Origin of the sequence: Arthrobacter sp. FW305-BF8 (genome assembly GCF_021789315.1) — a bacterium.
In the GTDB taxonomy this organism is placed as follows: domain Bacteria; phylum Actinomycetota; class Actinomycetes; order Actinomycetales; family Micrococcaceae; genus Arthrobacter.
The window spans coordinates 797,131-823,684 of the sequence record NZ_CP084561.1; the positions used below are offsets into that span (position 1 = coordinate 797,131).

Below are 26,554 nucleotides of genomic sequence, written 5' to 3' on the forward strand. Positions count from 1 at the left end.
GCATGTCTTTGCACCGCGGTTCGGGCTACACGAGCGGCCACGCCGGGACGCGTCTTCCCGGAAATCGGGACCGGGCACTAGATTCATAAGCAAGATGACTACTTTCCAGCAGCAGACCGAAGCAACCGCATATTGGACCGTAGGCCCCGGCCAGGGTGAACTCCGCACCGAGGAGCTGCCCGTCCCCGGCCCTGAGGAGGCACTGCTGCGCTCGCTGTACTCCGGCATCAGCAAGGGCACCGAACTCGTGGTCCACCAGGCCGCCGTTCCGCCCTGCGTCGCCGAGGAAATGCGTGCCCCCCACCAGGAGGGCTCCTTCCCGTCGCCGGTGAAATTCGGCTACCTGTCCGTGGGGGTGGTGGAGCAGGGCCCTGCGGACTGGGTGGGGCAAACCGTGTTCTGCCTCCACCCGCACCAGGACCGCTACGTGGTTCCGGTGTCCTCGCTCACCCGCGTTCCCGACGCAGTTCCTCCCCGCCGCGCGGTCCTCACCGGGACGGTGGAAACGGCGGTGAACGCCCTTTGGGAGGCAGGGCCACGGCTGGGCGACCGCGTCGCCGTGATCGGCGCCGGGCTGGTGGGCGGCATGGTGGCCTCGCTGCTGCGCACGTTTCCCCTCGCGCGGCTCCAGCTCGTGGACCTCGACCCCTCCCGCAAGGACCTCGCCGACGCGCTGGGCGTGGACTTCGCCCTTCCGGATGATGCCCTGGCGGACTGCGACATTGTGTTCCACTGCTCCGCTTCCGAAGGCGGGCTGGAACGCAGCCTGAAGCTGGTGGGGGACGAGGGCGACATCATCGAAATGTCCTGGTACGCCGACCGGAAAATCACGCTCCCGCTCGGCGAGGACTTCCACGCCCGCAGGCTGTCCATCCGGGCCAGCCAGGTGGGCGCCGTGGCTCGGGCCCGCCGGCACCGCCGCACCAACGCCGACAGGCTGGAGCTGGCTGTGTCCCTGCTGGTGGACCCGGTGTTCGATGCCTTCCTTACCGGCACCTCGGACTTCACCGGGCTGCCCGGCGTAGTCCAGGACCTGGCCGAGGGCCGGCTCGAAGCGCTGTGCCACGTCATTGCATACCCGACCACTGAAGCGCCCGGCGCCGAAGACCCAGTCCGTAAGACCGCCACCACAGAAAGCGCGAGGTAACCATTGTTCAGCCTGACCGTACGCCGCCACTTCATGATCGCCCACAGCCTTCCCCGGGAGGCGTTCGGGCCTGCCCAGGGCCTGCACGGGGCGACCTTCGTCGCGGAGGTGACCTTCCGCCGTCGTGCCCTCAACGACGACGCCATCGTCCTGGACATCGGCGCGGCCGGCACCATGATCGAGGAGGTGCTGGCCGGGCTCAACTACCGCAACCTGGACGATCACCCGGACTTCGTCGGCAAACTGAGCACCACTGAGGCACTGGCACAGTACATTGCCGAGGCCGTCGCGGCGCGTCTGCGGAAGGACACGGACGGCCGGGAACTCGCAGGCCTGGACGTCACCCTGCGGGAAAACCCCGACGCCTGGGCGAGCTACGCCCTCGAGCTCGGGGGGAGCTGACCCGGCCATGCCGTCCCCGCCGCAAGCCATCCGGCTCCTGGTTCCCGGGAACATCCGCCACAACTCCGGCGGCAACGTCTATAACGCGGCGCTGGCGCAGGGCCTCGAGCAGCTGGGAGCCAAGGTGACCATCCAGCCGGTCGGCGGCGACTGGCCGGTGGGCAGCAAGGAAGAACGACGGCGGCTGGCCGGCTTGCTCATGGCTGGAACCGGTGAGGGGGCACGGGCAGGCGCCCCGGCGGGGGTGCCTGCCAACACCGTCACGATGGTTGACGGCCTGGTGGCCTCCGGCGCCCCCGAAGCGATGGAGGCTGCCGCCGCCGCCGGCCACGCGCCGTGGGTCCTGCTGCACATGCCCCTGGACGAGCACCCGGACCTGGAAGCCCGGGCACTCCGGGCGGCTGCCGGCGTGATCTGCACCAGTGGCTCCGCCGCCGCCGAAATTACCCGGCGGCATGGACTGGTGGGCGTCCGCGCGGCGCTGCCCGGAACAGGGCGCGCCCGGGTGGCGCGCGGATCCGAGCCGCCGCGGCTGCTGGCCGTGGCGGCACTGCTGCCCAACAAGGACCAGCTGACCCTCCTCGGCGCGCTGGCGCGGCTGCAGGATCTGGAGTGGACGGCTGCCCTCGTCGGTTCTGCCACGGCGGACCCCGACTACGCCCGCCAGGTCACGGCGGCAGTAGACCGCTACGGCCTCGGCGGCCGGGTGGAGCTTGCGGGCGAACTGACCGGCGAGACGCTGGAGCAGCAGTGGGACGCCGCCGACCTGAGCCTGCTGGTCTCCAAGGTGGAGGCCTTCGGCATGGCGGTCACCGAGTCCGTCGCCCGCGGGGTGCCGGTCATCGTCCGGGCCGGCACCGGGGCCGTCGAGGCGCTGGGGCTGGGTGCGGAAACTGCCCCAGGGTACCCGGACGGTGCTGGACCCGCGCTGCCCGGCGCCGCCGTCGAACTGGGCAGTGACGGTGATCCTGCCGAGGCGGACCCCGGGCCGCTGGCGGCCCTGGTGCGCAGCTGGCTCACAGACCCCGGGCTGCGCGCCGAATGGCGCCGGCGGGCCCTCGCCGGCAGGGAACTCCTGCCGGGCTGGGACGCCACTGCGCGCCAGGTGCTCGGCTACGTGGCGCCGAAAGCATCGCCGGGCCGCCATTCCTCGCAACCGCCTGCTGATGGAGAATGAGGCATGACCAGCCACGTCCCGTCCGCCGCCACCCTGCCAGCCGTTGAAGCCCTCACCCCGGAGTTGCTCCGCGCCTGGGCCTGGCACCGGCAGGGGCTGGACGGCACACTCGAAGGCCGCACGCCGCAGGAGGTGCTCGCCGCGGCGGGATGGGCGAGGTCCGTGGGCGGTGCCAACCCATACCTGACCCTCTTCGCCCGCGCCGGAATCCGGCGTGAGCAGGTGGACACGGACGTCCGCGAGCTCAGGATCCACGAACTGCCCACCGCCCGCGGCTGCACCTACGTGCTGGGCCGGGAGGACTTCGACTGGGCACTGAGCCTGGGCAAAAGCGCTGAGGAGGCCTTCCGGGTGCTGGCGCGGCTCGGCGTCGACCGCGGCGAAATCACGCTGCTGGAGGAACAGATCGTGCATGTCCTCGGCGAAGCCGGCGGTCCCCTGGACCCCAGGCAGCTCAAGGAGGAGCTGGGGGAGTCGGTGCGGAGCCTGGGCGAGGAAGGCAAGAAAAAGGGCGCCGCCACCACGCTGCCCACGGCGCTGGGGCTGCTGCAGGCAGACGGCCGGATCCGCCGCGTTCCGGTCAACGGCCGCCTGGACCAGCAGCGCTATGCCTACACGCTGTGGGGCCTGCCGCCCAGCCGGCTCGGCCCCGAAGGCGCCCGGGAGGAACTGATCCGCCGCTACCTCGGCTGGACTGGCGGCGCCACCATTAAGCAGTCCCAGTGGTTCTCCGGCTTCACCCTCACCGACAGCAAGGCGGCGCTTGCCGCCGTCGGGGCCGTGGAGGTGCCCACCGCCGCCGGCGACGTGCTCTGGATGCTGCCGGCCGACGTCGAACGCCTCGCGGACTTCAGCCCGCCTGACGGGGAACAGATCCAGCTGCTGGCCGGCACCGATTCGCTGGTGCTGCACCGGCGGAACGCGGCGGACCTGTTTGCGGACGAGGACCGGGGCCGGAAGCTGCTGAACGCCACCCTGGCGCTGCAGGCGGACCTCCCGGACCACCCCATCTTTGACCGCGGCAGGATCATCGGGCTCTGGCAGTACGATCCCGGCAGGGAAAGGATCGCGGCCTGGCTCTTTGCCGGCCGGACGCCCGCTGTGGAGCAGCGCATCGCCGAGGTTGAGGCGTGGATCCGGGAGGACCTGGGCGACTTCCGCTCCTTCAGCCTGGATTCGCCTGCGTCCCGGCAGGAGCGGATTGACGCGCTGGACGCCGCCAGTTAGCCAACCTGTTAACTGGCGGTGCGGTGCTTAACTGGCGGTGCGGTGCGTCGCGAAAAACTCGCGCAGCAGCATGCCGCATTCCTCCTCCTGCACGCCGGCGTAAACCTCCACCCAGTGGTTCAGTCGGCGCTCGCGCAGAATGTCGAACACCGAGCCCGCCGCCCCGGCCTTCTCATCCCAGGCCCCGAACACCACGCGGTGGATCCGGGCCAGGACGATCGCGCCGGCACACATGGCGCACGGTTCCAGGGTCACCACCAGTGTGCAGTCCTCCAGCCGCCAGCCGTCGCCGCTGCCGCCGTCGAGAGCCGCACGTTCCCGCAGCCGCGCTGCGGCCTTCCGGATGGCCACCACCTCGGCGTGCGCAGTGGGGTCCCCGAGTGCCTCGCGCTCGTTGCGCCCGGTCCCCAGCACCGTTCCGTCCGGACCGATCACGACGGCGCCGATGGGCACATCCTCCGTAGCCAGGGCCCGCCGGGCTTCTTCGAGGGCAAGGCCCATCCATTCCAGGTGTTGCAGATCTGCCGGGGCCATGGGTCAATGATAGTTTCGAAGGATACTTAGCATCGGACAACGCAAGCGCCGGGAGTAACCATGAAGTCCCTGACTGAGAGGTACGGCAGGTGGCTCGGGCCTTACGCAGCCCTGTGGATCACCCTGGTCGTCGGCGGCTTCCTGGTGGTGGTCCTGACCCTCCTCAGCGCTGAGGTGTACAACAGCGTCGTGGACCAGGACGGCGTCTCGGGTCTGGACAAACCCGCCCTCCAGCTGGCCAAGGAGTACAGGAGCCCCGGGCTCGACTCGGCCGTTACGGCCTTCACGAACATCGGCGGCGGCATCGGCATGCCCATCCTGGCAAGCATCCTCGTGGCCTGGCTGATCTATGTCAGCCGCAGCTGGCGGCCGCTCATCCTGGTGGGCGGTGCGGCTGCAGTCTCCGTCACCGCCACCAGCGTGGGCAAGACCCTGCTGGGCCGCACCCGTCCCGACCATCTCGACGCCGTTCCGCCGTTCGAGTTCTCGCCGTCGTTTCCGAGCGGGCACACGCTGAACACCACCGTAGTGATCAGCATCGTGGTGTACCTGGTGTGCCTGCAGTTCCGGAAGACCTCGGCACGGACGTGGGTGATCATCGCGGGAGCGGCGTTCATCATCGCCATGGGACTGAGCCGGGTGTTCCTCGGCCACCACTGGCTGACGGATGTGATGGCCGCCTGGCTGATCGGGGCGGCCTGGGTTGCCGTGGTCATCCTGGCCCACCGGCTGTTCCATGTAATCCGCCGGCGGGAGCATGCGGGCCCCGCCCCCACATTCGAGCACCCGGCCCACCTCAAGGACAGCAAAGCCGAGCGGGCCGAGCGCCTCCAGGGGACCCCCGATGCCGGGGAAGCAGCCGGAAACCGGGGCGGGGAGCCAGGCCCCGGGTGATAGTTTTGACCCATGCGCACACTCCTCGTGGACCATCCGCTGGTCGCCCACAAGCTCACCGTCCTGCGGGATAAGAACACCCCCTCGCCGGTCTTCCGCCAGCTCACGGAGGAGCTGGTCACGCTCCTCGCCTACGAGGCAACACGCGACGTCCGCACCCAGCCGGTCACCATCGAAACCCCGGTCGCCACCACGGTTGGCACGGCGTTCACCAAGCCCACTCCGCTGGTGGTTCCCATCCTGCGCGCCGGGCTGGGCATGCTCGAGGGCATGACCAAGCTCGTCCCCACCGCCGAAGTGGGATTCCTGGGCATGGCCCGCGACGAGGAAACCCTGGACATCATCACCTACGCGGAGCGGCTGCCGGATGACCTTTCCGGCCGCCAGATCTTCGTCCTCGACCCCATGCTCGCCACCGGCGGCACCCTGCGCGAGGCCATCAAGTTCCTGTTCAAGCGCGGCGCCGCCGACGTCACCTGCATCTGCCTGCTCGCCGCTCCCGAAGGCCTCGCAAAGCTGGAGGAGGAACTCAAGGACGCCAACGTCACCATCGTCCTCGCCTCCATCGACGAGAAGCTGAACGAGAAGGCCTACATCGTGCCGGGCCTGGGCGACGCCGGCGACCGGCTCTACGGCATCGCCGGGTAAACCCGCCCGCGTGAACCGGCCGGCCCCGAACCCCAGTCCACCGCCGGAGGTCTTCCGGAGCGCAGGGCGCCCCGGCTAGCCTGTGCACCATGGACTGGAAACTTGAACTCGTCTTCGTACCCGTGTCCGATGTCGACCGCGCCAAGGACTTCTACGTACACAAGGTCGGCTTCAACGCGGATTATGACGAACGGCCCATGGACGGGCTCCGCTTCGTCCAGCTGACCCCACCCGGTTCGGGCTGCTCCATTGCCATCGGGGAGGGGCTGAACGATGCTCCTCCGGGCACGGCGCCCAGCCTTCAGCTGGTGGTCAGCGACATCAATGAAGCGCACAGCCAGCTCAAGGCCAACGGCGTGGACGTCAGCGACGTGGACGTCCAGGACTGGGGGCACTTCGTTTACTTCGCCGACCCGGACGGCAACAAATGGGCGGTGCAGTACCTTCCGAACCGGCCGAACGGCTGAGCTTCGAAGGGCGCGTCATCGCACCGGATGAGGCAGGATGGAAGCCATGAGCCTTCCTGCCGAGTCCGCCACCACCACGCTGTCAGCCCGCGCCGTCCTGTTCGACATGGACGGCACCCTGGTAGATTCCACGGCCATCGTGGAGCGGGTGTGGACCGAGTTCGCCGGACGCTACGGCCTTGATATTGCGGAAATCCTCCGCACGTCCCACGGAGTCCAGGCGCTGGATACTGTCCGCCGCTTCGCTCCGGAGGGGTCCGACGTCCATGCCCTGGCGGCCGAGCTGGGACGCATGGAACTGACCGAGACAGCCGGCATCGTCGCCGTGCCGGGTGCGCTGCAGCTGCTCGAGTCCCTGCCGGCCGACGCCGTGGCCCTGGTGACGTCTGCGTCGCGCGACCTCGCCACCGTCCGGATGGCGGCGGCAGGGGTGGAGATGCCGGCAGCGGTTGTCACGTCCGAGGACGTGTCCCGCGGCAAACCGCACCCCGAAGGCTACCTGCTCGGCGCGTCCCTGCTCGGGGCAGACCCCACGGAGGCGGTGGTGTTCGAGGACGCTCCCGCTGGCATCGCGGCGGGAGTCGCCGCCGGTATCCGGACCGTCGCGGTGGGCCCGAACACCGGCGTCCTTCCCGACGGCGTGCTGCACATCCCGGACTACAGCGCCGTTTCCGCCTCGGTGGAAACCGGCCAGGACGGGCGCCCGGCGATCTCCCTGCGGCTGTAGCCTTCGCTTGTCAGGACAGATCATAGACCGTGGCACCGCAGATGTTTCGGGCTGGAAGTTCATGATTGCCTAGTCGGTCAGCTTGTAGACAGTGGAGTTGCCCACGGTCTGGGCCTCAAAGTTGGCGGCAACCCAAGTGGCCACCTCGGAGCTTCCGCCGCGTCCGCCGCCTCCGCCCATTCCGCCGCCGGAGATGAAGTAGCCAATCTCGCCGTTGGCCACCATCTCCTGGAACTGCACAAGCGTGGGGTAGGGGTCGCCGCCGTTCCAGCCGCCCAGGGCAATCACGCTGGTGCCCGTGGCGAGTTCCAGGCTGGCCGCCTGGCTGGCGCCGGAAACAATTCCGGACCATTTGGCGGTGCTGGCCTTGAGCAGCGCGGTGAGTTCGGAGTTCGCCGTGCCGGAACCGTCTGCCAGCCCCGAGCCGTCTGCCAGGCCCGAGCCGGAGCCACCCGGTCCGGCAAAGCCGGCGCGTCCGCCCTGCCCGCCCGGTGCGCCCATCGCAGAGGCGGTGGGACCCGACGTCGGAATTGATCCGGAATGGGGCTGCGCCGTCGTGGCGAAGGTCCACGCAGTACTGCCGAGCCCGCCGGCCAGCAGCGAAACCGCCACGACGGTAGCCGTTGCCGCCTTGCGGAACCGGGCGGGAACAGCCCGGAGCGAATCGAGCCGGAGCAGCAGTGCGACAGCGGCCAGCACGCCGAGGATCACCACGGCCACCCTGATCCAGGGCAGCCAGGTGGCGTCGCGTCCCAGCAGCACCGCGGACCAGACCGACGACGCCAGGACCGTGCCGGCCAGCGTGATCCGTGCCGGCACGTAAGCGCGGCCGCGCCACAGTTCCACGGAGCCGATGCCCACCAGTGTGGCGATCGCCGGGGCCAGCGCAACGGCGTAGTACGGGTGGACAGTTCCGCTCATGAAGCTCAGGATGCCGGCGGTGACCAGCAGCCAGCCGCCCCAGAGGACCAGGGCCGCGCGGGTACGGGATGTGCGTGCTTCACGGCGGGTGAACCACAGGCCCGCAACCAGCAGGATCAGGGCCGAGGGAAGCAGCCAGGACACCTCGCCGCCGAAGCTGGCCCCGAACATCCGGGCGATCCCGGCGGCACCGCCGAAACCGACATTCCCGCCCATGCCGCCGCCACCGCCGACGGGCATGCCGCCACCGCCGCCTTCGACGCCGGTGATGCGGCCCAGGCCGTTGTAGCCGAAGGTCAGTTCCAGGAAGCTGTTGGCTTCGGATCCGGCCATGTAGGGCCTGCCCGTGACCGGCGTCAGCTGGAACAGGGAGATGTAGCTGCCGGCCACCAGCAGGATGCCGCTTGCAGCGGCGAGGAGGTGCAGGAATCGCTTGCCGAGGTTCGTCGGGGCGGCCCAGAGGTAGGCCAGTGCGAGGCCGGGAACGATCAGGAAGCCCTGGAGCATCTTGGTCAGGAACGCCAGGCCGATCACGGCGCCGGCTGCGGCCAGCCACTTCCAGCCTGCCTTTTCAATGGCACGGGTGGTCAGGTAGGCGGCCAGCACCAGGCACAAGGTGAGCATCGCGTCAGGGTTGTTGAACCGGAACATCAGCGCTGCCACCGGAGTCAGCGCCAGCACGCCGCCGGCGAGCAGTCCCGTCGCGGGTCCGGAGATGCGCTTGACCGTCAGGTAAAGGAGCCCGACGGCCGCCACCCCCATGAGTGCCTGCGGCACCAGCATGCTCAGGGGCGAAAAACCAAAGACCCGGCCTACGAGGGCGGGAATCCACAGGGCCGCCGGGGGCTTGTCCACGGTGATCGCATTGCCGGCGTCGAGGGAGCCGAACAGCAGCGCTGTCCAGTCTTTGGTACCAGCCTGGATGGCTGCGGCATAGAAGGAGTTGGCGTATCCCGTGGCTTCGAGGTTCCACAGGTAGAGCACGGCGGTGAATGCCAGCAGCGCTGCCGCGGAGGGCCGGATCCAGCGCGGCTGGTTTCCTACGAGCAGCCGGGATGCCCTGCCGGTCCGGCGGGTTCGTTCCGGGTTGGAACCTGTGCTGGCACGGGGCGGCGCGGGGTCCGCCGTGCTTGCCGATGGATCTGTTGTCGGGTCGATCGTCTGATCTGTCGTCCGATCTGGGGGAGTGACGGTGGTGCTCATGAGTGCGTCATTTCTGTGGTCGGGGCGGATGACTGCGGGAGGGATGGCTCGGAGGCGGCAGGATCTGCTGGAGCGTTGGTGGAAGATGCGGCGAAATCTGCGGGAGCGTTGGTGGGGGCGGGCCGCCGTCGGAAGACCCACCGCCGGAACAGCAGGAACTTCACGGCGGTGGCGGCGAGGTTCGCGGCGGTGACGGTCACCAGCTCAACCCAGCGGTCCGGCGTCGTGCCTCCTGGAAGCGCGCCGCTGTGGACCAGGGCAAGCGCCCCGGCGGTGAGGGCGAGCCCGATCCCAAAAACGAGCAACCCTTCAAAGTGGTGGCGGGCAACATCACTGTTGCCGGCGATGCCGAACGTGAAGCGCCGGTTTGCGGCGGTGTTGGCCACGGCCGTGGTGAGCAAGGCCAGCAGATTGGCCAGCTGCGGGTCCATCAGGTTGCGGCAGAGGTAGAAGAGGACCAGGTAGGCCAGAGTGGAGGCCACGCCGATGGTGCCGAACCGGACCAGCTGGCCGAACAGGCTGCCGCCCGGGCTCTGTTCCTGACCGCGTGAAGCGGCGGGGAGGGGGCCGCGGGCCAGGGCCGCCCGGAGTTCGGTGACGGGGATGCGGCCGGTCACCATGTCCTTGCTGAGCCGGGCCATGCCGCGGACATCCGCGAGCGCAGTCTGGACGATGTCCACGCTGGAGCTGGGGTCGTCGGTCCAGTCCACCGGCACCTCGTGGACCCTGAGGCCGCACCGTTCGGCGAGGACCAGGAGTTCAGTGTCGAAAAACCAGGCGGTGTCCACGGTATGCGGCAGGATCTGCTGGGCGATGTCGGCCCGGATGGCCTTGAAGCCGCACTGCGCATCGCTGAAGTGGGCGCCCATCAGGGACTGCAGCATGAAGTTGTAGCTGCGGGAGATGAATTCACGCTTCTGCCCGCGGACCACCCGGGAGTTGCGGGCCAGCCGCGTGCCGATGGCCAGGTCCGAGTGGCCAGAGAGCAGCGGGGCCAGCAGTGGGCCGAGCGCAGCCAGGTCGGTGGAGAGGTCCACGTCCATGTAAGCCAGAACGGGCGAGGGCGAAGCCAACCAGACTTTCCGCAGGGCGTTGCCGCGGCCCTTTTCCTCAAGGTGCACCACGGTCACCTCCCGGAGTTCCCGGGCCACCCGTTCGGCCGCCTTGAGCGTTCCGTCGGTGCTGGCGTTGTCCGCGACGGTGATGCGGAACGAGTGCGGGAACGTGCCACGCAGGTAGGCGTGGAGCCGGCGCAGGCACTCCTCCAGGTCGCGTTCCTCGTTGTAGACCGGGATGGTCACGTCCAGAACCGGTACCGCGGTGGCGGTGTCGATGGGCGACCGCCGGCTGTGCCCGCCGAGGGAATGCGCGGGCTCGTGCCCCGCGGTGCGGGCATGAGGGTGCGCGGTGCGCAGCGGAGAGTGCGGCGGGGTTCCGGAGGCCTGGTCTGTGATGGTCATGCCTCAACAGTGGCCGCTAGGGTTATGAGGGTTTTAGGGCCGAGCTGTGCGGGGGCTGTGGACGTGACATCGGCGCTCGCCGGCTGCCAGCATCGGCTGTGGTTGCCGCGTTCGCTGCACCGCGCTGCATTTGTGCACCACTTTGCCTGCGGCAGGAAGAGGGGGGACGCAGAAGGGCCCCGAATCCTTGCGGATCCGGGGCCCTTCGCACTCAGGCGTTCAGCCTAAAGCGGTGCAAAAGTGCTCGTCATCGGCTGGCTTGGCCGGGGAACTCTCAGTACCAGTTGTGGGCGAGGTGCCAGTTCAGCGCACCGCACGGGGAGCCGTAGCGCTCCTGGATGTAGTCCAGGCCCCAGTTGATCTGGGTGCGGTAGTTGGTGCGGTAGTCCGCCCCGGCGGTCGCCATCTTCTCGGCGGGCAGGGACTGGACGATGCCGTAGGCGCCGCTGCTCGCGTTGGTGGCCGTCGTGCGCCATTCCGATTCCTTGGTCCAGAGCCGTTTCAGGCACTGCATCTGGTCTGCGGCCCAGCCGTATGACCCCAGCTTGGTGGCCGCGTAGGCCTGTGCGCCGGCCGGATCATTCAGGGCAACAGGCGCAGCGGCCTTCGCCTTGGCAACGGCGGCAGCCTTCGCGGCGGCAGCCTTGGCAGCGGCCGCCTGGGCAGCGTTGGCCTTGGCAACCGCGGCGGCGTTGGCAGCGGCGGCGGTCTTGGCAGCCGCTGCGTTGGCGGCGGCAGTCTTTGCGGCGGCCGCCTTGGCAGCGGCAGCCTTCGCAGTGGCGGCCTTGGCGGCGGCAGCCTGGGACGAGGACTGCGGAGCGATGGACGCCGCGGACGGGGCAGGAAGCGCGGAGATTAGCGTCTTGTCGAAGTTCAGGGTCTGCCCGGCGTCGGCGGTGGCCGCTGCCGTTGGGGCGGCGGAAGGCGCAGCCTGGTCGGCCGCCTGGCCTGCGGCGCCGACGCCAACGAGCACGGCTGCGGCAGTGGTAAGGACGGCTGCCCGGCGCCCGAAGGACGGAAGGCTTCCGGTCAGGCGGCCCCAAGCCGTCGCAGGCCGAACCGGCTCTGCACGGTGACGGGAAATATTGCGGTCGGACTGCTGGGAGGCGCGATCAGGGCGCGCCTGTGCCTTGAATTCAGACATGGTTGATTGCCTCTCAACACCTGCGGAGTTAGCTGTCGGGTTCGGATGAGGTCATCCGGCCGCACGGAAAATTCACGTGTCGGCTTCACCCCAAGGGCTGATGCGGAAAGCCCGGGACTCTGGTTCCCCCGCCTCTGCCTGAACTAGCGGAATCCGGGAAGCGGCAGAGCTGGGCGTCAATCCGGAGATGCGGCTCTAGTGGCGGCCGCACTCTATCGACCGTACAGGAGGCTTCTGATTAAGTCACATTTAGGTAACGGACATCACGACGACGGCGCGGCGCCTTGCATGGGCAGCCGGACGGCAAATTCCGTCCGGCCAGGCCGGGATGTGACCTCCACTGTCCCGCCGTGTGCCTCCACGATGGACTGCACGATGGACAGGCCAAGGCCGCTGGTTCCCTCGGCCGACAGAACCCCGGCTTCCCCCCGCGATTCGGGGGTGCGGAGGGTTGTTTGGGCGCTAGCGGCACCGGCAATGGAACCCGTCGCCGTTGCGGATGCAGGTGCCGGGGGCGCCTGCGCCGGGGTCACACGTGACGCGTCTGCGCGGGCAAAGCGAGCGAAGACCTTGTCCACGAATTCAGGCGGGATGCCGGCGCCGTCGTCCGTGACCGTAATCACAGCGCTGCCGTCAGCCGACCGCATCACGCCGGTGGTCACCGTGGTGCCGGGCGGCGTGTGCTTGCGGGCATTCGAGAGCAGGTTGACCAGCACCTGGTGCAGCTGCGATGCATCGCCCCGAACGGACACAGGTTCTTCGGGAAGGTCGAGGTGCCACGCCCGGTCCGGTGCCATGACCTTTTCGTCGCTGACGGTCTCGATCACGAGCTGTGTGAGGTCCACGTCGCTGAGCTTGAGCGGCTGCCCGTCGTCGAGCCGCGCCAGCAGCAGAAGATCCTCCACCAGGGCGGTCATGCGTTCTGACTGGCTCTGCACGCGTGCCAGGGACCGCTGGCCGTCCGGAGTGAATTTTTCGGTCATGCGCATCAGCTCGGTGTAGCCGCGGATGGCCGTGAGCGGCGTCCGGAGCTCATGGGAGGCGTCTGCCACGAATTGCCGCACCTTCATTTCGCTTTCCTGCCGCGCCTCCAAAGCATTGGACACGTTGTCCAGCATCTGGTTCAGGGCGTGGCCCACGCTGCCCACTTCAGTTCCGGGATGGGCGTTCGACGGCGGGACGCGGACAGCGAGTGCCACCTCACCGGCGTCCAGCGGCAGGCGCGAGACCTGGGTGGCCACCTCGGAGAGCTGCTCCAGCGGTTTCATGGTGCGGCGGATGAGGACCGTCCCGGCCAGGCCGATCAGCACGAGGCCGCCCAGCGAGACGATGGTAATCGTCCACACGAGGGACGTCAGGGTGTTCTGCTTTTCCGCGAGGGGGAGCCCGGTGACGATGACGTCCCCGTACGGCGCCTGCGCGGCGACCAGGCGGTAGGTGCCTGAGGACAGTGTGCGCTCGACGGGCACGCCGTTGCGGCGGAGCTCCAGGAGGACCTGGTTGTCTGAAGGTGACAGCGAGGCGCGGGTGGAGTCGGCGGCTATGAGACCGGCACTGATGACGGCGCCGTTCTCGATTCGCGCCGTGACCGTGCCGACCCTCTGGCCGCGGGCATCCAATGGATCGGGCCTGGTCCCTTGATTGCCGAGCGGCGGACGGCCGAAGTCGCTGGAGCGGTGGGCCGCATCCGAGAGCTGCTTGTCCAATTGCTGGGTCAGATAGGAGTCCATCGAGGCGTAGCTGAACAGGCCGATCGCGCCGCAGATGGCCACGAGGAGAGCCATCGCGACGAGGACCAGGCGTGTGCGGAGGTGCCAGGTGTCCGCCTTTAGCCAGCGTCGGCGCTGAGTGCGCGCGGCTCCGGAAAGTTTTGCCACGGCCTACTCTGCCGGTTTGATGACGTAGCCCGCGCCGCGGACCGTGTGGATCATGGGCGGGTGCACGGCATCCACCTTCTTGCGCAGGTAGGAGATGTACAGTTCGACGATGTTGGCCTGGCCGCCAAAATCGTAGTTCCATACCCGGTCCAGGATCTGGGCCTTGCTGACCACGCGCTTGGGGTTCTCCATGAGGTAGCGCAGCAGCTCGAACTGGGTGGCTGTCAGCTGCAGCTCGTCGCCGGCGCGGGTGACTTCGCGCGTGTCGAGGTTCAGGACGAGGTCGCCCACCACCAGCTCGGCGGAGTCCATGGCGGCGACGCCGGAGCGCTGGACCAGCCGGTGCAGGCGCAGCAGGACTTCCTCCATGCTGAACGGCTTGGTTACATAGTCGTCGCCGCCCGCGGCGAGGCCCACGATCCGGTCCTGTACCGCGTCCTTGGCGGTGAGGAACAGCGCCGGGACCTCCGGCGCGAAGGCGCGGATCCTGCCCAGGAGCTCAACGCCGTCGAATCCGGGAAGCATCACATCAAGCACCAGCACATCCGGGCGGAACTCCTTGGCGAGCTTCACGGCCTCGGGGCCGTCGGCAGCGATGGCCACCGACCAGCCGGCCATGCGCAGGCCCATGCTCATTAGTTCTGAGAGGCTCGGCTCGTCGTCGACCACGAGCGCACGGATGGGGGATCCGTCAGGGTGGGTCAGCTGGGGAAGGTTGTTGGTCATGGAGTGCGAAGTGGCCATGTGACAACTCTCCGTTCTGGTGTTTAGCCGCCGCTTTGGCAATCCTGTGCGCCAGCTGTGAATCCCAGCGTAGCGAGCTGAAAGGCGCCGCGTACGGATTTTTCAGGTCACAGGCATGGCTCTTGCGCCGCACAGGCCAAACACAGGAAGGCTTTCCAGTCTGGAACGGACACTTCCGCAACCCCTAAGGAGATCGCAATGAGCGGACAGCAGCCTGTACCTGTTCCAGAAACCACACCCCTGCCTCCGGCGCCGCAGCCGGATGGGTACCCATACCGGCCAGGCTGGGGAGGGCCGCCGTCGGCAGGAAAAGTGGGAGGTTGGGCGGCCGGCGGCAAGCACTGGACCATGAAGCGCGGGCTGGTCGTGGCCGGTGCGGCCACGGTTCTGGCCGCTGGCGCAGGAGGCGCCGCTTACGGTTTGGGCAGCAACGCTGCCGCTGCCAGTGGAACGGCCGCAGGGGCCCAGGGCGGGTTGGCGCAAGGTGGAACGCAGGGCGGTTTGAGCCAGGGCGGCACGCAGGGAGGGGTGCCGCAGGATGGCGGGTCTTTGGGCGGTCCGGGCATGCAGGCGCCGGGAGGCGGAACGGTGCCGGGCCAGGGAGACGACTTCGCGCCCAACGGCCTGGGCGGCATGGGCAGCGGCGTTTCGGCGGCCGTCCATTCGGAGTACGTCGTCGAGGAGAACGGGGCGTACGTCACCAAGGTGGCGCAGCTCGGCAGCGTTTCCACCGTAGCCTCCGGTTCGGTCACGGTGAAGAGCGCCGACGGGTTCACCCGCACGTACACGCTCAGCGACGACACGGTGGTGAGCAACATGCTGCAGCGGCGCCAGGAGTCGGCAACCGGCGACCTGACAGTGGCCGACATCGTTGCCGGAGCCGCTGTGCGGATTGTGGCCGGCAAAGACGGCTCGGCGTTTCCGGCGGAGAGCGTGCAACTGAGCGGCACCACAGAGTCTGGCGGGAGCACACTGTCTGGCGGGAGCACCGGATCAGGCGGAGCCACGCAGCTAGGAGGAACCAGCGGCACCGGCCAGTCCAGCTGATGCAAGGACGACGGCGCGGCGCCCCGGGCGAACCGGGCGCTGCCGCCGTCGGTATGAGGAACTTGACTACAGCCCCAACCGCACCCGGAGGAAAAATTTTCCTCCGGAGCGCGTCATAGCTGGACAACCGGCTAACGGCGGCTGCGGGTTTTCGGTAACTGAAATGTCATTGAATATTCAGCGACTTCGACTGCAAAAATCGAAGAAGATTCTGTAGACCTGGCTTTCCGACCGTCCGGTCAAGAAAATAAATCGAAAAATCGGTCAACGGCAAAACTGTGAGTTATCACACAATCAGGCGGTTCGTCTCAGCATCCGGACACTTCCGTCCATTGTTACTTGCAAGTTTTCATTGTTACGTTGCACACTTTCAAATGTGAACAAGAACTCAACAGCACCTGCAGCCGCAGAACATTGGCCCAGCACACCAGCTGCTGCCGACATGCGCTGTTGTCGAATGCACGCCTAACTTTCACCACCCCACGAAGTTTTTAGGCATTCGCCCCCAGCCCAGCGTAGGGCGCCCCTCCCCAGAACCATTGCGGGGACCCAAGCATTCGAGCCGCGATGACGGCCATTCACATTGAGGTAAGCAAACATGTCAGTTGCATCCGGATACGTCCACATCTCAGTCCGTAACGCCAACAAGGCAGGCCAGCCATCTGGCCTGCGGCAGGGATTCGGCGCCCGCCCCGCCTTCGCCCCGGGTGGCCAGGCAAACAGTGTTCCCGCCGCTCCGGGTTACGCACCCCAGGGCTATAATCCGAACTCCTACGGCCAGTTGCGCGCCGTCCAGGCAGACGAAGCCGCGCCAATCACCGCGCCCACGCCGCTTGTGGCCCCGGCCGCCGCCGCACCGGTCCGCGCCGTACCCAATGAAAACGTTGCCCGCGGGTTCGTCCTGTACATGGGCATTGACGAGGAAACCGCGGCTGCCGCCGGCACCTCGATCGCCAAGCTTGCCCAGGAGATCCGGGCCTATGCCCAGTCGCTGGTTACCGGAGCCGAGAGCTACGCGGCCGTCGCTGTGGCGCCGTCCAGCGCCCCCGGTTCGGCGCTCGACGTCGTCCGTTCCACCTTCGGCGACCCCACCGTCAACGCCCGGCAGCGCACCGAGACCGCCCGCGTGCAGCCGGCCCAGGATCCCCGCCCGTCGGGTGTCCTGATCGACCTCGCCCGCCGCGAAGTGCACCTCGACGGTGAGTCCCTGAACCTGACGTTCAAGGAATTCGAACTGCTCAACTACCTCGTGGAGAACGGCACCCGCACCGTGGGCCGCGACGAACTGCTCGAGGGCCTGTGGCGGAACGCCGAAGAGGTGCCGAACGAGCGCACCATCGACGTCCACATCCGCCGCCTGCGCTCCAAGCTCGGCCGCCTTGCCAACACGGTGCGTACCGTCCGTGGCCAGGGCTACCGCTTCTACGAGCACCCGGAGGTCGTTGTCTGGGCCGCTCCGGAGTACTCGATCTAGTACCTCCGCCCACCGGCCTCCGCGGCTAGTAGGGTGAGTCCATGAGTGCTCACCACAAGAAGCGGCTGGTCCTTATGCGCCACGCCAAAGCCGACTGGCCGGGCGGGGTGGCGGACCACGAGCGTCCCCTGGAGGAGCGTGGCCACCGCGAGGCCCCCCTCGCGGGCAAATGGCTGCTCAAGCACAACATCGTCCCGGATTTCATCCTGTGCTCCAGCGCTCTGCGAACTCGGCAGACGTGCACGTGGGTGTGCAGCGAACTCGGTGAGAAGGCTCCGACGCCGAAACTTGAGGACGGCCTCTACGGCGCCTCCGCACTGCGCATGCTTGCGGTCATCAACCACGTGCCGGACACGGTGACCACTCTGATGGTGATCTCCCACATGCCCGGCGTGCAGGATCTGGCCATGCACCTCGCCTCGCGGGATTCCAACCACGATGCCTACATGGATGCCGCAACGCGGTTTCCCACGAGCGGGCTGACCGTGCTGGAGACCGAGAAGCCCTGGGCGGAGCTTGATGGCCAGGATGCCAAGATCACGCACTTCAAGGTCCCGCGCGCACACTAGCCTCACGCCCCGGCGCCCGGAACGGGCTTGGATGTGCCGGTCCGGCCCCATGGTTGCCGCTGAATTATCGGCCGGGCGTCCGTCCGCCGGACCGCTGGGCGGGCGTTCTCTGGCCCGGCGTTCGCTGGGCAGGTTTCCGCGGGGCTGCCTGCTGGACAGGTTGAACAGATTTTTGCTGAACCGGTCGCTGCGCGGGCTGCCGGGCACCCGCCGGAAGCCTCGCCGCAGGACGGGCCGGTGCTCCGGCAGCCCGGGCAGAACCCACACCCCGGGCGGGACCCGCACCCCGGGGCCTGGCTGGACCGGTGGGTCGCGTGGGTTCTTTCCGCTGGGGCCGCCTCCGGGGCGGCCAGACCGCCGCGCAGAACAGCACCAGCAGCGTCAGGCATCCCGAGGCTGCCGCCAGATAGAAATAGATGTCCGAATCCCGGGTGGTTACCGCCCGGCCCAGAGCGGCAGCATCCTGGTTGAAGGCGAGTCCCCACGTGCGCATGAAGGCGATGCTGCACCCGATGAACAGGCTGGTTCCCACCCCGCCCGCCAGGAGGGCAAGGTAACGGTGGCGGGCAAAGGCTTCCGCCACGGACGCCACGTACCCCACGGCCACCGCGCCGAGGAATGCAACCAGCGCCGCCTCTTCGAGCGTGATGGACGTCAGCACCAGCAGGCCTGCCGCTGCGGCAAACGCACCGATCGCTGTCTTTCCGCTGTTACCCATGTGACGCATGGGACTAATCATCCCTGAGGATCGGGCCCCTTCAGCACGTAGCCGCGCATGATTGTCATGATGGCTGCAACGCTTTGGTCACGGCTCCGTTCGGGGTTGTATGTCTGGCGGTCCAGCCCCACCACAAAGCAGGCGCCAAACACGGCCGCTTCCAGGCTTCCCCGGGAAATGGTGGCGTCCACCGGGTACTGCGCAGCAACGTTTTCGATTGCCGTGCCGATCACGCGCAGGAGCCTGGTCCGGAGCTCGGCGAAAGTGTCCTGCCATTCGCTCGGAGTGCGCCACTGTTCGCCCACCCACAGCCTCGCGAAGGACGGATACTCGGCCATGAAATCCATGGCCTGGCCGATCATCGCCTCCATGCCGGCCAGGGGGTCCGCCGTTCCGCCGTTGACGCTGAGCAGCCTGGCCTCGAGGATGTCGACGCCGTGCCGCAGGAGCTGGGCGATCAGGTCGGACTTGCTGCCGAAGTTGTAGTAGACGGTCCCCTTGGACACCCCGGCCGCAGCGGCGATCTCATCCACCGTCACACCTGCTGCGCCGCGTTCCCCAATCAGGTCCATGGATGCCTCGAACAGCTTCTGCTTCGTGGCGTTGGTCCGGCCGGGGCGGAGCTTCCTCGGTGCAGCGGGTTCCTGGTCCGCCTCCAGCGTGCTCATACAGCGATCTCCGGTTTCAGGGTCTTAAGGGTCCACAACTTGTTCTTTCTGACGGCCAGTGTCGAAAGTGCCATCCCCAGCAAAGTGTAGCCAAACAGCCCCGCCACCGTGGCCGGGATCAGGGACAGGTCCGCCCCGTAGACCAGGTGCCGCATGCCATCCACCACGTAACCCATGGGCAGGACCCGGTGGACGGCGTGCAGTGGTTCCGGTGTTGTCTGCCACGGGAAAGTGCCACCGGAGGAGACCAGCTGCAGCACGAGCAGGATCAGCACCACCAGCTTTCCCGGCGAACCGAGCAGCGCCACCACGCCCTGGATGATGGCGCTGAACGCCATGGCGGCGGCAAGCAGGAAGAGCCACATCAGCCACGGATGGGCAGGATGCAGCCCAAGGCCGACGTTCACGACGACGGTGAGCAGGCTCGCCTGCACGGCGGACACCGCCAGGAACGGTAGCCAGCCCCCGACGGCGATCTTCCAGGCCGGCGCGTTGGAAGCCAGGGCGCGCTGGGTGATGGGCCGCATGGCCTGGACCAGCATGAAGATGCCGATCCACAGGGCCAGGGTCATGAAGAAGGGAGCCAGGCCAGCACCATAGGAGCCGGCCTTTGCCTGCGAGACGTTGCTGACCGCAACGGGATCGGACATCACGGCCGAGAGGCTGCTCTTCTGCGAGTCATCGGGGTGGGGGACCTTGCCGGCTCCCCGGGACAAACCGTCAGCCAATTTCCCGGCACCGGCCGCGGCGGTGCCCGCTCCGCTTTCCAGTTGCGCCGCACCGTCGTCGAGCTTCCGGGCGCCCGCCGAGAGGGCGGCGGAACCGTCCACGGCCATCTGCTCTCCGGTTGCCAGCGTTGCGGCCCCGGCTGCCAGCCGCTCTGCCCCGTCAGACGCCGTCGAGATGCCGCCGGTCAGCGCTGGGGCGGCGGCGGCCAGGCGCGCCGCGCCGGCACTGACCGCAGCTGATCCCTCGGAAAGCTGCTGGATCTGCGCGGCGTCTGCCTGGATCTTCGCTTTGGCGTCGCTGACCGGGCCGGAGGCAGCTGCGGAATCAACTTCCGCGAGCACCTTTTCTGCCTGTTCCTGGGTCAGGACGCCGGCGGCCACCAGCTTGCTGCTGGACTCCTGCAGCCGGCCGCGGAGGTCATTTTCTGCTGCCCCGAGCTGCCCGACGGCGTCCTGCACCTTGCTGTTGAGCGCTGCGTTTCCTGCCGCAACTTGCGCGGCACCGTCAGCGAGGCGCTGCGCGTCCGCCGGAAGCCCGGCCGTCTTGTCGCGCAGCTCCGCCAGCCCTCCGCTCAGCTGTCCGGCACCGGCCGAGAGTTCGTTGGCCCCGTCACGCAGCCTGACCTGGCCGTTGTAAAGGTCGGCGGCCCCGGTTTCCAGCTTCCCGGTTCCCTCATGCAGAGTCACGGTGCCCTTGTGCACCCGGGTGGCGCCGTCGGCCAGTTGGGTGGCGCCGTCGGCCGCCTTCACCATCTGAGTGTGGATGGTGCCGAACCCTGTGAGGAGCTGGTTGGCTGTCTCCGCGCCGACTTCCTTGGCCACCGACGCATGGACGGCAGTGGTCAGCTTGTCCACGATGGTGCTCAGCAGGTAATTGTTGGCGTCGTTGGTGGTGACGTTGAGCATGGCCTGGGCCGCCGAATCGAAGCTGCCGGGCGAGGCCAGGTTGGCGGAGAAGTCCTTCGGGATCCTGAGGGCGAAGGCGTACTTTCCGTCGCTGACGCCTTGGTCCGCCTCTGCCGCGGACGGGACCGTCTGCCAGTTGAACACGTGCCCGTCGAGGAGGCTGTCCGCCACCTTCCGCCCGGCCTCCAGCCGGGTTCCACTGCCGGTGGCCGCCCCGGTGTCCTCAACCACGAGCGCGGCGTCGATCCGGTCGAGGTTGCCGTACGGATTCCAGTTGGCGTAGAGGTACACCGCGCCGTAGAGCAGCGGCACCAGGGCCAGGGCCAAGATGGTCAGCTTGGGCAGCAGCCCGCCGGTCATGCGCTTGAGTTCGGAGCGCGCCAGCCGCAAGACAGTCACTTGACCGCCCCACCGCTCACGCTGGAGGCGCCGGTCACGCTGGAGTTTTTGTCCACATATTCGGACTTCGGGGGCGTTTTGGGGCCATTATCTGGACAAAAACTCCCTGCGGAAGGATTGGTGGCGGCGTTGCCGATTTCCGCAGTCGGACCGGTCCAGCCGTCCGGGAGGGACATGACGGTTGCGACGACTGCGAGGGGCCGGCCGCCGTCGTACGCCAACTCCGTAAGACGCGGCAGCCAGTGGGCAGAATCGGAACCGTGCCGGTCAGGGGAGTCCACCACCAGGAGGTCCGTCCCGGGGTTGGCGAGGGCCAGCGCCGTGAGGAGCTCGGTGTGGCGCGCCGGCGGCAGCTGCTCCGTCCACAGGCCGGCGACGTCCTCGAAGCGGTTGACCTTCAGCCACGGCTTGCTGAGCAGGGCGCCGCGGTAGCGCCGGGGGATCAGGGCCAGATCCTCCGTCACCAGGTCCGCGACGCTCAGGTGCTGTTCGGGTTCGTTGACGCCGGGGGAGTCCACCAGTGCGCTGGCGCGGCGCAGCGGCCGGACCCCTGCCGAGCCGTCCCAACTGGCGGTGCCGCCGTCGGGCTTCATCCTGCCGCTGAGCACCAGGGCGAGGGCCGTGCGCCGGTCCTGGCGGTCACCGGCAACCAGCAGCAGTTCGCCGCGGGCCACCTGCAGGGACGTCGGCGGCAGGAGGTCGAGCCGCCGGCCTTTGACGGTGAGCTGTCGTGCGCAGAGCAAAGCGAGCCTTTCGCAGAAGTTGTCTGCTTCAAGCCTAACTGAACTGACTAGTCAGTTCAAATAGGAATCAGAGGCCGTACTTTTCCAGCAGCCGCAGCCAGACCTCGCTGATGGTGGGGTAGGCGGGAACCGCGTGCCAGAGTCGGTCCAGCGGAACTTCGCCGACGACGGCGATGGTCGCCGCGTGCAAGAGTTCGGCAACGTCGGGCCCCGCGAACGTTGCGCCGAGGAGCACCTTGCGGTCCTCGTCCACCACCAGCTGCGCCCAGCCCTTGTAGTTCCGGGCGTGCAGGGAGGAGCCGGCGACTTCGATGGGCAACTCCACCGATGATGCGTTGTAGCCGTCCTTGCGGGCCTGCTCCAGCGACCTGCCGACGTTGGCCAGCTCAGGGTCGGTGAACACCACGTTGGGAATGGCATGTTCGTCGGCTGTCTGCGCGTACCGGCTCCACGGCCCAGGCTCCCCGCGCAGCTCGCCCTTGGCCCTGGCGGCAATGGCTGCGCCGGTGGCCCGGGCCTCGTACTTGCCCTGGTGGGTCAGCAGCACCTTGCCTGCTGCATCGCCCACCGCGTACAGCCAGGGAGCATCGTCATTGCCCGATGCTTCCGCTACGAGGCCGGTCGAATCGGTGCTGACGGTCAGCGGCTTGCCGTCGGCGGCGGTCAGCCCCACACTGTCCAGCCCCAGCCCTTCAAGCGCGGGCCGCCGGCCGGTCGACACCAGCAGCCTGTCCACCGAAACGGTGTCGCCGCCGTCGAGCGTGAGCGTCAGGGAACCGTCCGAGTTCCTGCGGACGCTGCGGGTCTTGGTGTCGAGCCGGAGCTCCACGCCGTCGGCCCGCAGGCCGGCGGCCACCAGTTCCGCGGCCTCATTGGGAAAATTGCGCAGCAGCCCGCTGCGCGCCACCAGCGTGACCGTGGACCCGAGGCGGGCAAACGCCTGGGCAAGCTCGGTTCCGGCGACGCCCCCGCCCAACACGCCAAGCCGTCCGGGGACTTCCTTTGCCGAAGTTGCCTCCCGCGTGCCCCAGTACTCAACGTCGGACAGCCCGTCGACGGGCGGCCGGTTGGGCGTGGAGCCGTTGGCAAGCACGACGGCGTGACGCGCCGTGAGTGCGTAATCGTCGCCGTCCAGCCCGGCTACCCCCACTGTCCGCTCGCCGGTGATGCGTGCCCGGCCGCGGATCAGCTCGATGCCTGCGCCCTCCACCCATTCCACCTGGCTGGCATCCTGCCAGTGGGACGTGAAGGAGTCGCGCCGCTTGAGGACCGCGGCCGCGTCAAGGGTTCGTGTCACGGCCTCGCTGGCGCCTGGAACTGACTGGGCCCCGTGCAGTGCGGTGCCCGGGCGCAGCAGTGCCTTGGACGGCATGCACGCCCAGTAGGAGCATTCGCCACCCACCAGCTCGGCTTCCACCAGGACCGCCGTGAGGCCGCCCTGCACCACCCGGTCCGCGGCATTTTCCCCTGCCGCGCCTGCGCCGATCACAATGACATCGAATTCCCGTTCAACAAGACGTGGCATGGCAAAAGCCTACGCCCAGGCCTGCCGCGGACTTCGGCACGCGCTGCCGTAACAATGAACCCCGCCGTTCTGGGGACATGGGACATCCGCTACGGTGAGGAAAAGTACGGACAGTGCAAAGGAGCCTTCCATGCAGCCCTCCAACGTGGTTCCGCCGGCCCGCTTCGGTGCCCAGGCCCGCCTGCGCGCCCTGCAGTCGGACATTATGGAGCTGATCCTCGACCGTGGACTGGAGCCCGGCGACGCCCTTCCCACCGAAAACGAGCTGTGCCTCGCCCTCGGCGTGGGCCGGAACACCCTGCGGGAGTCACTGAAGGTCCTGCAGGCGCTGGGGGTCATCGAGATCCGGCACGGCTTCGGCATGTTCGTTGCACCCAGCAATTTCGAATCCCTCGCCGACGGTCTGATTTTCCGCGGGCGGCTCTCGCTGCGCCACCATGGCCTGGAAGCGCGGCAGCTCGTGGACGTCCGGCACGCGCTGGAGGCGGGGCTCATTGGAAGTGCAATGGATGAGATGACGGCCGAACAGCTGGCCGCCATCGAGGAGTCCGTGATCCGGATGGAGGAGAGCGCGGAAGCGGGGGATGCCTTTGTGGAAGCCGATGCCGAGTTCCACCGCAGGCTCTTTGAACCCCTTAACAATGAACTCCTGCTGAACCTGCTCGGCGTCTTCTGGAAGGTTTACCGCAAGATCTATGCCGAAGTCGGACCCGGAGTGCAGGATCTGCCGGCACTGGCTGCAGTGCACCGGAACATCTATTCGGCAGTGGCTGCCGGGGACAGGGCCCGGGCAGCCCGCGAGCTGACGCACCACTTCGAGGGGTTCCGCCAGCGGATACGTGAGGCGGTTGCCGAATAGGAAGCCCGGTTGCGGACTAACCCATGCTTAAAGCAGAAGGTCCGCACCGGTTTCCCGGTGCGGACCTTCTCTTTGTGCGCCCAAAGGGATTCGAACCCCTGACCTTCTGTTCCGTAGACAGACGCTCTATCCAGCTGAGCTATGGGCGCATCTCCGGTTCCCGGCGAGTTTTTCGCTCGCCCCGAACCTCGAATAACTTTACGCGAGGACGGCCGCAGTTCCAAATCGAGAACCGTGTAATTTACACGACTAGACCGGTCTATGTGACCTTCGTCACTAATTTCGACTTTTCTAAATCGAAATTCCCTGAATTTCCGCGGAAGTTGAGTCGCGGCGGGCAGGACATCCGATGTCTGACCGCTAATTGGTCCAGATCATCAGAAATAGCATTTAGCACACACCACTGAACCCGAGGAAGGGAACTGCAATGGCCCACTTGGCGCGACTGCCGCTGCTTGAGAAAGCACCCACCACCCATGCCGGTCTGCTGGCATGGGTTGAAGAGGTCGCTGGGCTCACCCAGCCTGACCGGATTCACTGGGTCGACGGATCCGAGGAAGAAAACACCCGCCTCACCGGCGAACTCGTCGCGGCCGGCACCCTGAAGCGGCTGAACCAGGACCTGTTCCCCAACTCCTTCGCTGCCTTCTCGGACCCCGCTGACGTGGCCCGCGTCGAAGAGCAGACGTTCATCTGCTCGGAAAAGGAGCACGACGCAGGCTTCACCAACAACTGGATGGCCCCGGCAGAGATGAAGGAGAAGTTGCGCGGGCTGTTCTCCGGCTCCATGCGCGGCCGCACCATGTACGTCATCCCGTTCGTCATGGGCCACCTCGACGCCGAGGACCCCAAGTTCGGCGTCGAGATCACCGACTCCGCCTACGTTGTCGCCTCCATGCGCATCATGGCCCGCATCGGCACGGACGTCCTGAACCGGATCACCGAAACCAACGCCTTCTTCGTTCCGGCCCTGCACTCCCTGGGTGCTCCGCTGGAGGCCGGCCAGGCAGACGTCCCGTGGCCCTGCAACCCTGACAAGTGGATTGTGCACTTCCCCGAAGAGCGCTCCATCTGGTCCTTCGGCTCCGGCTACGGCGGAAACGCGCTGCTCGGCAAGAAGTGCTACGCCCTGCGCATCGCTTCGGTCATGGCCCACGACGAGGGCTGGCTCGCCGAGCACATGCTCATCCTCAAGCTCACCTCGCCGGAACAGAAGACCTACTACGTCTCGGCTGCCTTCCCGTCCGCCTGCGGCAAGACGAACCTTGCTCTCCTGGACCCCACCATCAAGGGCTGGAAGGTCGAGACCCTGGGTGACGACATCACCTGGATGCGGTTCGGCAAGGAAGGCGAGCTCCGGGCCGTTAACCCCGAGGCCGGCCTCTTTGGTGTGGCTCCCGGCACCGGCTGGGGCACAAACCCCAACGCCATGCGCGCCATCGCCAAGGGCAACAGCATCTTCACCAACGTTGCGCTGACCGACGACGGCGGCGTCTGGTGGGAGGGCATGACCGAGGAAACCCCGGCGCACCTTACCGACTGGCAGGGCAACTCCTGGACGCCCGAGTCCGGCAAGCCGGCAGCCCACCCGAACTCGCGCTTCTGCACCCCGATCGACCAGATCGACATGCTGGCCGAGGAGTACCACAGCCCCAACGGTGTGGAACTGTCCGCCATCCTGTTCGGCGGCCGCCGCAAGACCACCATCCCGCTGGTCACCGAGGCCCGCGACTGGACCAACGGCATCTTCATGGGCTCCACCCTGTCGTCCGAAACCACCGCTGCTGCGGCCGGTGCCGTGGGCGTGGTCCGCCGTGACCCCATGGCCATGCTCCCGTTCATCGGCTACGACGCCGGCGACTACCTGAACCACTGGGTCAACCTGTCCGCCAAGGCCAACCCGGAGCGCCTGCCCAAGATCTTCCTGGTCAACTGGTTCCGCCGCACGGCAGACGGTGGCTTCGCCTGGCCCGGCTTCGGGGACAACGCCCGCGTCCTGAAGTGGGCCATCGAGCGGCTCGAAGGCAAGGCCGACGCCGTGGAGACCCCCATCGGCTTCGTCCCGACCGGCGACGCTATCGACCTCGACGGACTCGACATGACCCCCGCCCAGGTGGAGGACGCCGTCCGCGTCGACGCCGACGAATGGAAGACCGAGCTCGCCTCGATCGAGGAGTGGTTCGCCAACTTCGGCGATTCGCTGCCCGCCGCGCTCCAGCAGGAGCTGGAAGGCCTGAAGGCCCGCCTGGCCTAGACCAGTACGACGGCGGCCCCGCACCTTTTTCTTCAAAGGTGCGGGGCCGCCGTCGTCCGTTCTGGAGTTTTTGTCCAGGTATTGGGCGCTAC

The 26,554-nt window shown here is 67.7% G+C and carries 24 protein-coding genes, 1 tRNA gene and 1 riboswitch; of the genes, 13 read left to right on the forward strand and 12 right to left on the reverse strand.

Annotation, left to right across the window (positions count from 1 at the left end; genetic code table 11):
* Window positions 1-94: 94 nt before the first annotated feature.
* The 4 genes from LFT45_RS03670 to LFT45_RS03685 are packed head-to-tail and all read left to right on the forward strand — an operon-like array spanning window position 95 to window position 3,953.
* Window positions 95-1,147: a zinc-dependent alcohol dehydrogenase gene (locus LFT45_RS03670; RefSeq protein ID WP_236806707.1), complete on the forward strand. Its 1,053-nt coding sequence runs from the start codon at window positions 95-97 to the stop codon at window positions 1,145-1,147.
* Between the two features lie 3 nt (window positions 1,148-1,150).
* Window positions 1,151-1,549 (forward strand): 6-pyruvoyl trahydropterin synthase family protein, encoded by a 399-nt coding sequence (locus LFT45_RS03675; protein WP_236806708.1) that lies wholly within the window; start codon window positions 1,151-1,153, stop codon window positions 1,547-1,549.
* A 7-nt stretch (window positions 1,550-1,556) separates the two neighbouring features.
* On the forward strand, window positions 1,557-2,726 hold the full coding sequence (locus LFT45_RS03680) for a glycosyltransferase family 4 protein (RefSeq protein ID WP_236806709.1): 1,170 nt from the start codon (window positions 1,557-1,559) through the stop codon (window positions 2,724-2,726).
* Window positions 2,727-2,729: 3 nt separating this feature from the next.
* Window positions 2,730-3,953, forward strand: coding sequence for a DNA glycosylase AlkZ-like family protein (locus tag LFT45_RS03685; protein ID WP_236806710.1), 1,224 nt, complete (start codon window positions 2,730-2,732; stop codon window positions 3,951-3,953).
* Window positions 3,954-3,980: 27 nt separating this feature from the next.
* On the opposite strand, the gene LFT45_RS03690 is transcribed toward LFT45_RS03685, so the two are convergent.
* Complete coding sequence (locus LFT45_RS03690; protein ID WP_236806711.1) at window positions 3,981-4,487, reverse strand: nucleoside deaminase; 507 nt, start codon at window positions 4,485-4,487, stop codon at window positions 3,981-3,983.
* 60 nt (window positions 4,488-4,547) lie between these two features.
* Between LFT45_RS03690 and LFT45_RS03695 the strand changes: the two genes are divergently transcribed.
* The 4 genes from LFT45_RS03695 to LFT45_RS03710 all read left to right on the forward strand — a co-directional run bounded on the left by LFT45_RS03695 (window position 4,548) and on the right by LFT45_RS03710 (window position 7,223).
* Window positions 4,548-5,381, forward strand: a complete 834-nt coding sequence (locus tag LFT45_RS03695) for a phosphatase PAP2 family protein (RefSeq protein ID WP_236806713.1) — start codon at window positions 4,548-4,550, stop codon at window positions 5,379-5,381.
* A gap of 12 nt (window positions 5,382-5,393) precedes the next feature.
* Window positions 5,394-6,029 carry a uracil phosphoribosyltransferase gene (gene upp / locus LFT45_RS03700; protein ID WP_236806715.1) on the forward strand — a complete coding sequence of 212 codons (636 nt, stop codon included), beginning with the start codon at window positions 5,394-5,396 and terminating at the stop codon, window positions 6,027-6,029.
* A gap of 89 nt (window positions 6,030-6,118) precedes the next feature.
* Entirely contained in the window at window positions 6,119-6,496 is a 378-nt protein-coding gene (locus LFT45_RS03705) for a VOC family protein (RefSeq protein ID WP_236806717.1), read from the forward strand.
* A 46-nt stretch (window positions 6,497-6,542) separates the two neighbouring features.
* Window positions 6,543-7,223: an HAD-IA family hydrolase gene (locus LFT45_RS03710; protein WP_236806719.1), complete on the forward strand. Its 681-nt coding sequence runs from the start codon at window positions 6,543-6,545 to the stop codon at window positions 7,221-7,223.
* A 69-nt stretch (window positions 7,224-7,292) separates the two neighbouring features.
* Here LFT45_RS03710 and LFT45_RS23240 read toward each other — a convergent pair whose 3' ends face one another.
* The 5 genes from LFT45_RS23240 to LFT45_RS03735 form a co-directional block, all read right to left on the reverse strand.
* On the reverse strand, window positions 7,293-9,347 hold the full coding sequence (locus LFT45_RS23240) for an ArnT family glycosyltransferase (protein ID WP_272912740.1): 2,055 nt from the start codon (window positions 9,345-9,347) through the stop codon (window positions 7,293-7,295).
* Window positions 9,344-10,807 carry a glycosyltransferase gene (locus LFT45_RS03720; protein ID WP_236806721.1) on the reverse strand — a complete coding sequence of 488 codons (1,464 nt, stop codon included), beginning with the start codon at window positions 10,805-10,807 and terminating at the stop codon, window positions 9,344-9,346. The genes LFT45_RS23240 and LFT45_RS03720 overlap by 4 nt, the downstream gene beginning before the upstream one ends.
* A gap of 274 nt (window positions 10,808-11,081) precedes the next feature.
* A complete protein-coding gene (locus LFT45_RS03725; RefSeq protein ID WP_236806724.1) occupies window positions 11,082-11,951 on the reverse strand; it encodes a hypothetical protein in 870 nt (289 codons plus the stop codon).
* A gap of 3 nt (window positions 11,952-11,954) precedes the next feature.
* A riboswitch (cyclic di-AMP (ydaO/yuaA leader) is annotated at window positions 11,955-12,110 on the reverse strand.
* Window positions 12,111-12,214: 104 nt separating this feature from the next.
* On the reverse strand, window positions 12,215-13,828 hold the full coding sequence (locus tag LFT45_RS03730; RefSeq protein ID WP_236806726.1) for a HAMP domain-containing sensor histidine kinase: 1,614 nt from the start codon (window positions 13,826-13,828) through the stop codon (window positions 12,215-12,217).
* Between the two features lie 3 nt (window positions 13,829-13,831).
* Window positions 13,832-14,572, reverse strand: coding sequence for a response regulator transcription factor (locus tag LFT45_RS03735; RefSeq protein ID WP_102972689.1), 741 nt, complete (start codon window positions 14,570-14,572; stop codon window positions 13,832-13,834).
* Between the two features lie 312 nt (window positions 14,573-14,884).
* Here LFT45_RS03735 and LFT45_RS03740 point away from each other — a divergent pair, with 312 nt between their 5' ends.
* The 3 genes from LFT45_RS03740 to LFT45_RS03750 all read left to right on the forward strand — a co-directional run bounded on the left by LFT45_RS03740 (window position 14,885) and on the right by LFT45_RS03750 (window position 17,662).
* Window positions 14,885-15,619: a hypothetical protein gene (locus tag LFT45_RS03740; protein ID WP_236806728.1), complete on the forward strand. Its 735-nt coding sequence runs from the start codon at window positions 14,885-14,887 to the stop codon at window positions 15,617-15,619.
* A 598-nt stretch (window positions 15,620-16,217) separates the two neighbouring features.
* A complete protein-coding gene (locus LFT45_RS03745; RefSeq protein WP_236806730.1) occupies window positions 16,218-17,093 on the forward strand; it encodes a winged helix-turn-helix domain-containing protein in 876 nt (291 codons plus the stop codon).
* A gap of 41 nt (window positions 17,094-17,134) precedes the next feature.
* Window positions 17,135-17,662, forward strand: coding sequence for a SixA phosphatase family protein (locus LFT45_RS03750; RefSeq protein WP_236806732.1), 528 nt, complete (start codon window positions 17,135-17,137; stop codon window positions 17,660-17,662).
* A gap of 64 nt (window positions 17,663-17,726) precedes the next feature.
* On the opposite strand, the gene LFT45_RS03755 is transcribed toward LFT45_RS03750, so the two are convergent.
* From LFT45_RS03755 to LFT45_RS03775, 5 genes are all read right to left on the reverse strand, one after another.
* On the reverse strand, window positions 17,727-18,389 hold the full coding sequence (locus tag LFT45_RS03755; RefSeq protein WP_236806740.1) for a hypothetical protein: 663 nt from the start codon (window positions 18,387-18,389) through the stop codon (window positions 17,727-17,729).
* An 8-nt stretch (window positions 18,390-18,397) separates the two neighbouring features.
* On the reverse strand, window positions 18,398-19,048 hold the full coding sequence (locus tag LFT45_RS03760; RefSeq protein WP_236806742.1) for a TetR/AcrR family transcriptional regulator: 651 nt from the start codon (window positions 19,046-19,048) through the stop codon (window positions 18,398-18,400).
* On the reverse strand, window positions 19,045-21,081 hold the full coding sequence (locus LFT45_RS03765; RefSeq protein WP_236806744.1) for a YhgE/Pip family protein: 2,037 nt from the start codon (window positions 21,079-21,081) through the stop codon (window positions 19,045-19,047). Before LFT45_RS03765 ends, LFT45_RS03760 begins: the two co-directional genes overlap by 4 nt.
* Entirely contained in the window at window positions 21,078-21,824 is a 747-nt protein-coding gene (locus LFT45_RS03770) for an ABC transporter ATP-binding protein (RefSeq protein ID WP_236806746.1), read from the reverse strand. The genes LFT45_RS03765 and LFT45_RS03770 overlap by 4 nt, the downstream gene beginning before the upstream one ends.
* Before the next feature lie 67 nt (window positions 21,825-21,891).
* Window positions 21,892-23,349, reverse strand: a complete 1,458-nt coding sequence (locus LFT45_RS03775; RefSeq protein ID WP_236806748.1) for a dihydrolipoyl dehydrogenase family protein — start codon at window positions 23,347-23,349, stop codon at window positions 21,892-21,894.
* Between the two features lie 130 nt (window positions 23,350-23,479).
* Between LFT45_RS03775 and LFT45_RS03780 the strand changes: the two genes are divergently transcribed.
* Window positions 23,480-24,208 (forward strand): FadR/GntR family transcriptional regulator, encoded by a 729-nt coding sequence (locus LFT45_RS03780; protein WP_236806750.1) that lies wholly within the window; start codon window positions 23,480-23,482, stop codon window positions 24,206-24,208.
* Between the two features lie 75 nt (window positions 24,209-24,283).
* On the opposite strand, the gene LFT45_RS03785 is transcribed toward LFT45_RS03780, so the two are convergent.
* A tRNA-Arg gene (locus LFT45_RS03785) sits at window positions 24,284-24,357 on the reverse strand.
* A gap of 278 nt (window positions 24,358-24,635) precedes the next feature.
* Between LFT45_RS03785 and LFT45_RS03790 the strand changes: the two genes are divergently transcribed.
* Entirely contained in the window at window positions 24,636-26,462 is a 1,827-nt protein-coding gene (locus tag LFT45_RS03790) for a phosphoenolpyruvate carboxykinase (GTP) (protein WP_236806752.1), read from the forward strand.
* Window positions 26,463-26,554 lie beyond the last annotated feature (92 nt).

Bases quoted from the DNA above. Each gene is read 5' to 3' on its own strand.
- LFT45_RS03725 (WP_236806724.1), bottom strand. From the start codon at position 11,951: ATGTCTGAATTCAAGGCACAGGCGCGCCCTGATCGCGCCTCCCAGCAG.
- LFT45_RS03720 (WP_236806721.1), bottom strand. From the start codon at position 10,807: ATGACCATCACAGACCAGGCCTCCGGAACCCCGCCGCACTCTCCGCTG.
- LFT45_RS03680 (WP_236806709.1), top strand. From the start codon at position 1,557: ATGCCGTCCCCGCCGCAAGCCATCCGGCTCCTGGTTCCCGGGAACATC.
- LFT45_RS03750 (WP_236806732.1), top strand. From the start codon at position 17,135: ATGAGTGCTCACCACAAGAAGCGGCTGGTCCTTATGCGCCACGCCAAA.
- LFT45_RS03705 (WP_236806717.1), top strand. From the start codon at position 6,119: ATGGACTGGAAACTTGAACTCGTCTTCGTACCCGTGTCCGATGTCGAC.
- LFT45_RS03745 (WP_236806730.1), top strand. From the start codon at position 16,218: ATGTCAGTTGCATCCGGATACGTCCACATCTCAGTCCGTAACGCCAAC.
- LFT45_RS03690 (WP_236806711.1), bottom strand. From the start codon at position 4,487: ATGGCCCCGGCAGATCTGCAACACCTGGAATGGATGGGCCTTGCCCTC.
- LFT45_RS03695 (WP_236806713.1), top strand. From the start codon at position 4,548: ATGAAGTCCCTGACTGAGAGGTACGGCAGGTGGCTCGGGCCTTACGCA.
- LFT45_RS03755 (WP_236806740.1), bottom strand. From the start codon at position 18,389: ATGCGTCACATGGGTAACAGCGGAAAGACAGCGATCGGTGCGTTTGCC.
- LFT45_RS03710 (WP_236806719.1), top strand. From the start codon at position 6,543: ATGAGCCTTCCTGCCGAGTCCGCCACCACCACGCTGTCAGCCCGCGCC.
- LFT45_RS03670 (WP_236806707.1), top strand. From the start codon at position 95: ATGACTACTTTCCAGCAGCAGACCGAAGCAACCGCATATTGGACCGTA.
- LFT45_RS03760 (WP_236806742.1), bottom strand. From the start codon at position 19,048: ATGAGCACGCTGGAGGCGGACCAGGAACCCGCTGCACCGAGGAAGCTC.
- LFT45_RS23240 (WP_272912740.1), bottom strand. From the start codon at position 9,347: ATGAGCACCACCGTCACTCCCCCAGATCGGACGACAGATCAGACGATC.
- upp (WP_236806715.1), top strand. From the start codon at position 5,394: ATGCGCACACTCCTCGTGGACCATCCGCTGGTCGCCCACAAGCTCACC.
- LFT45_RS03775 (WP_236806748.1), bottom strand. From the start codon at position 23,349: ATGCCACGTCTTGTTGAACGGGAATTCGATGTCATTGTGATCGGCGCA.
- LFT45_RS03735 (WP_102972689.1), bottom strand. From the start codon at position 14,572: ATGGCCACTTCGCACTCCATGACCAACAACCTTCCCCAGCTGACCCAC.
- LFT45_RS03790 (WP_236806752.1), top strand. From the start codon at position 24,636: ATGGCCCACTTGGCGCGACTGCCGCTGCTTGAGAAAGCACCCACCACC.
- LFT45_RS03685 (WP_236806710.1), top strand. From the start codon at position 2,730: ATGACCAGCCACGTCCCGTCCGCCGCCACCCTGCCAGCCGTTGAAGCC.
- LFT45_RS03780 (WP_236806750.1), top strand. From the start codon at position 23,480: ATGCAGCCCTCCAACGTGGTTCCGCCGGCCCGCTTCGGTGCCCAGGCC.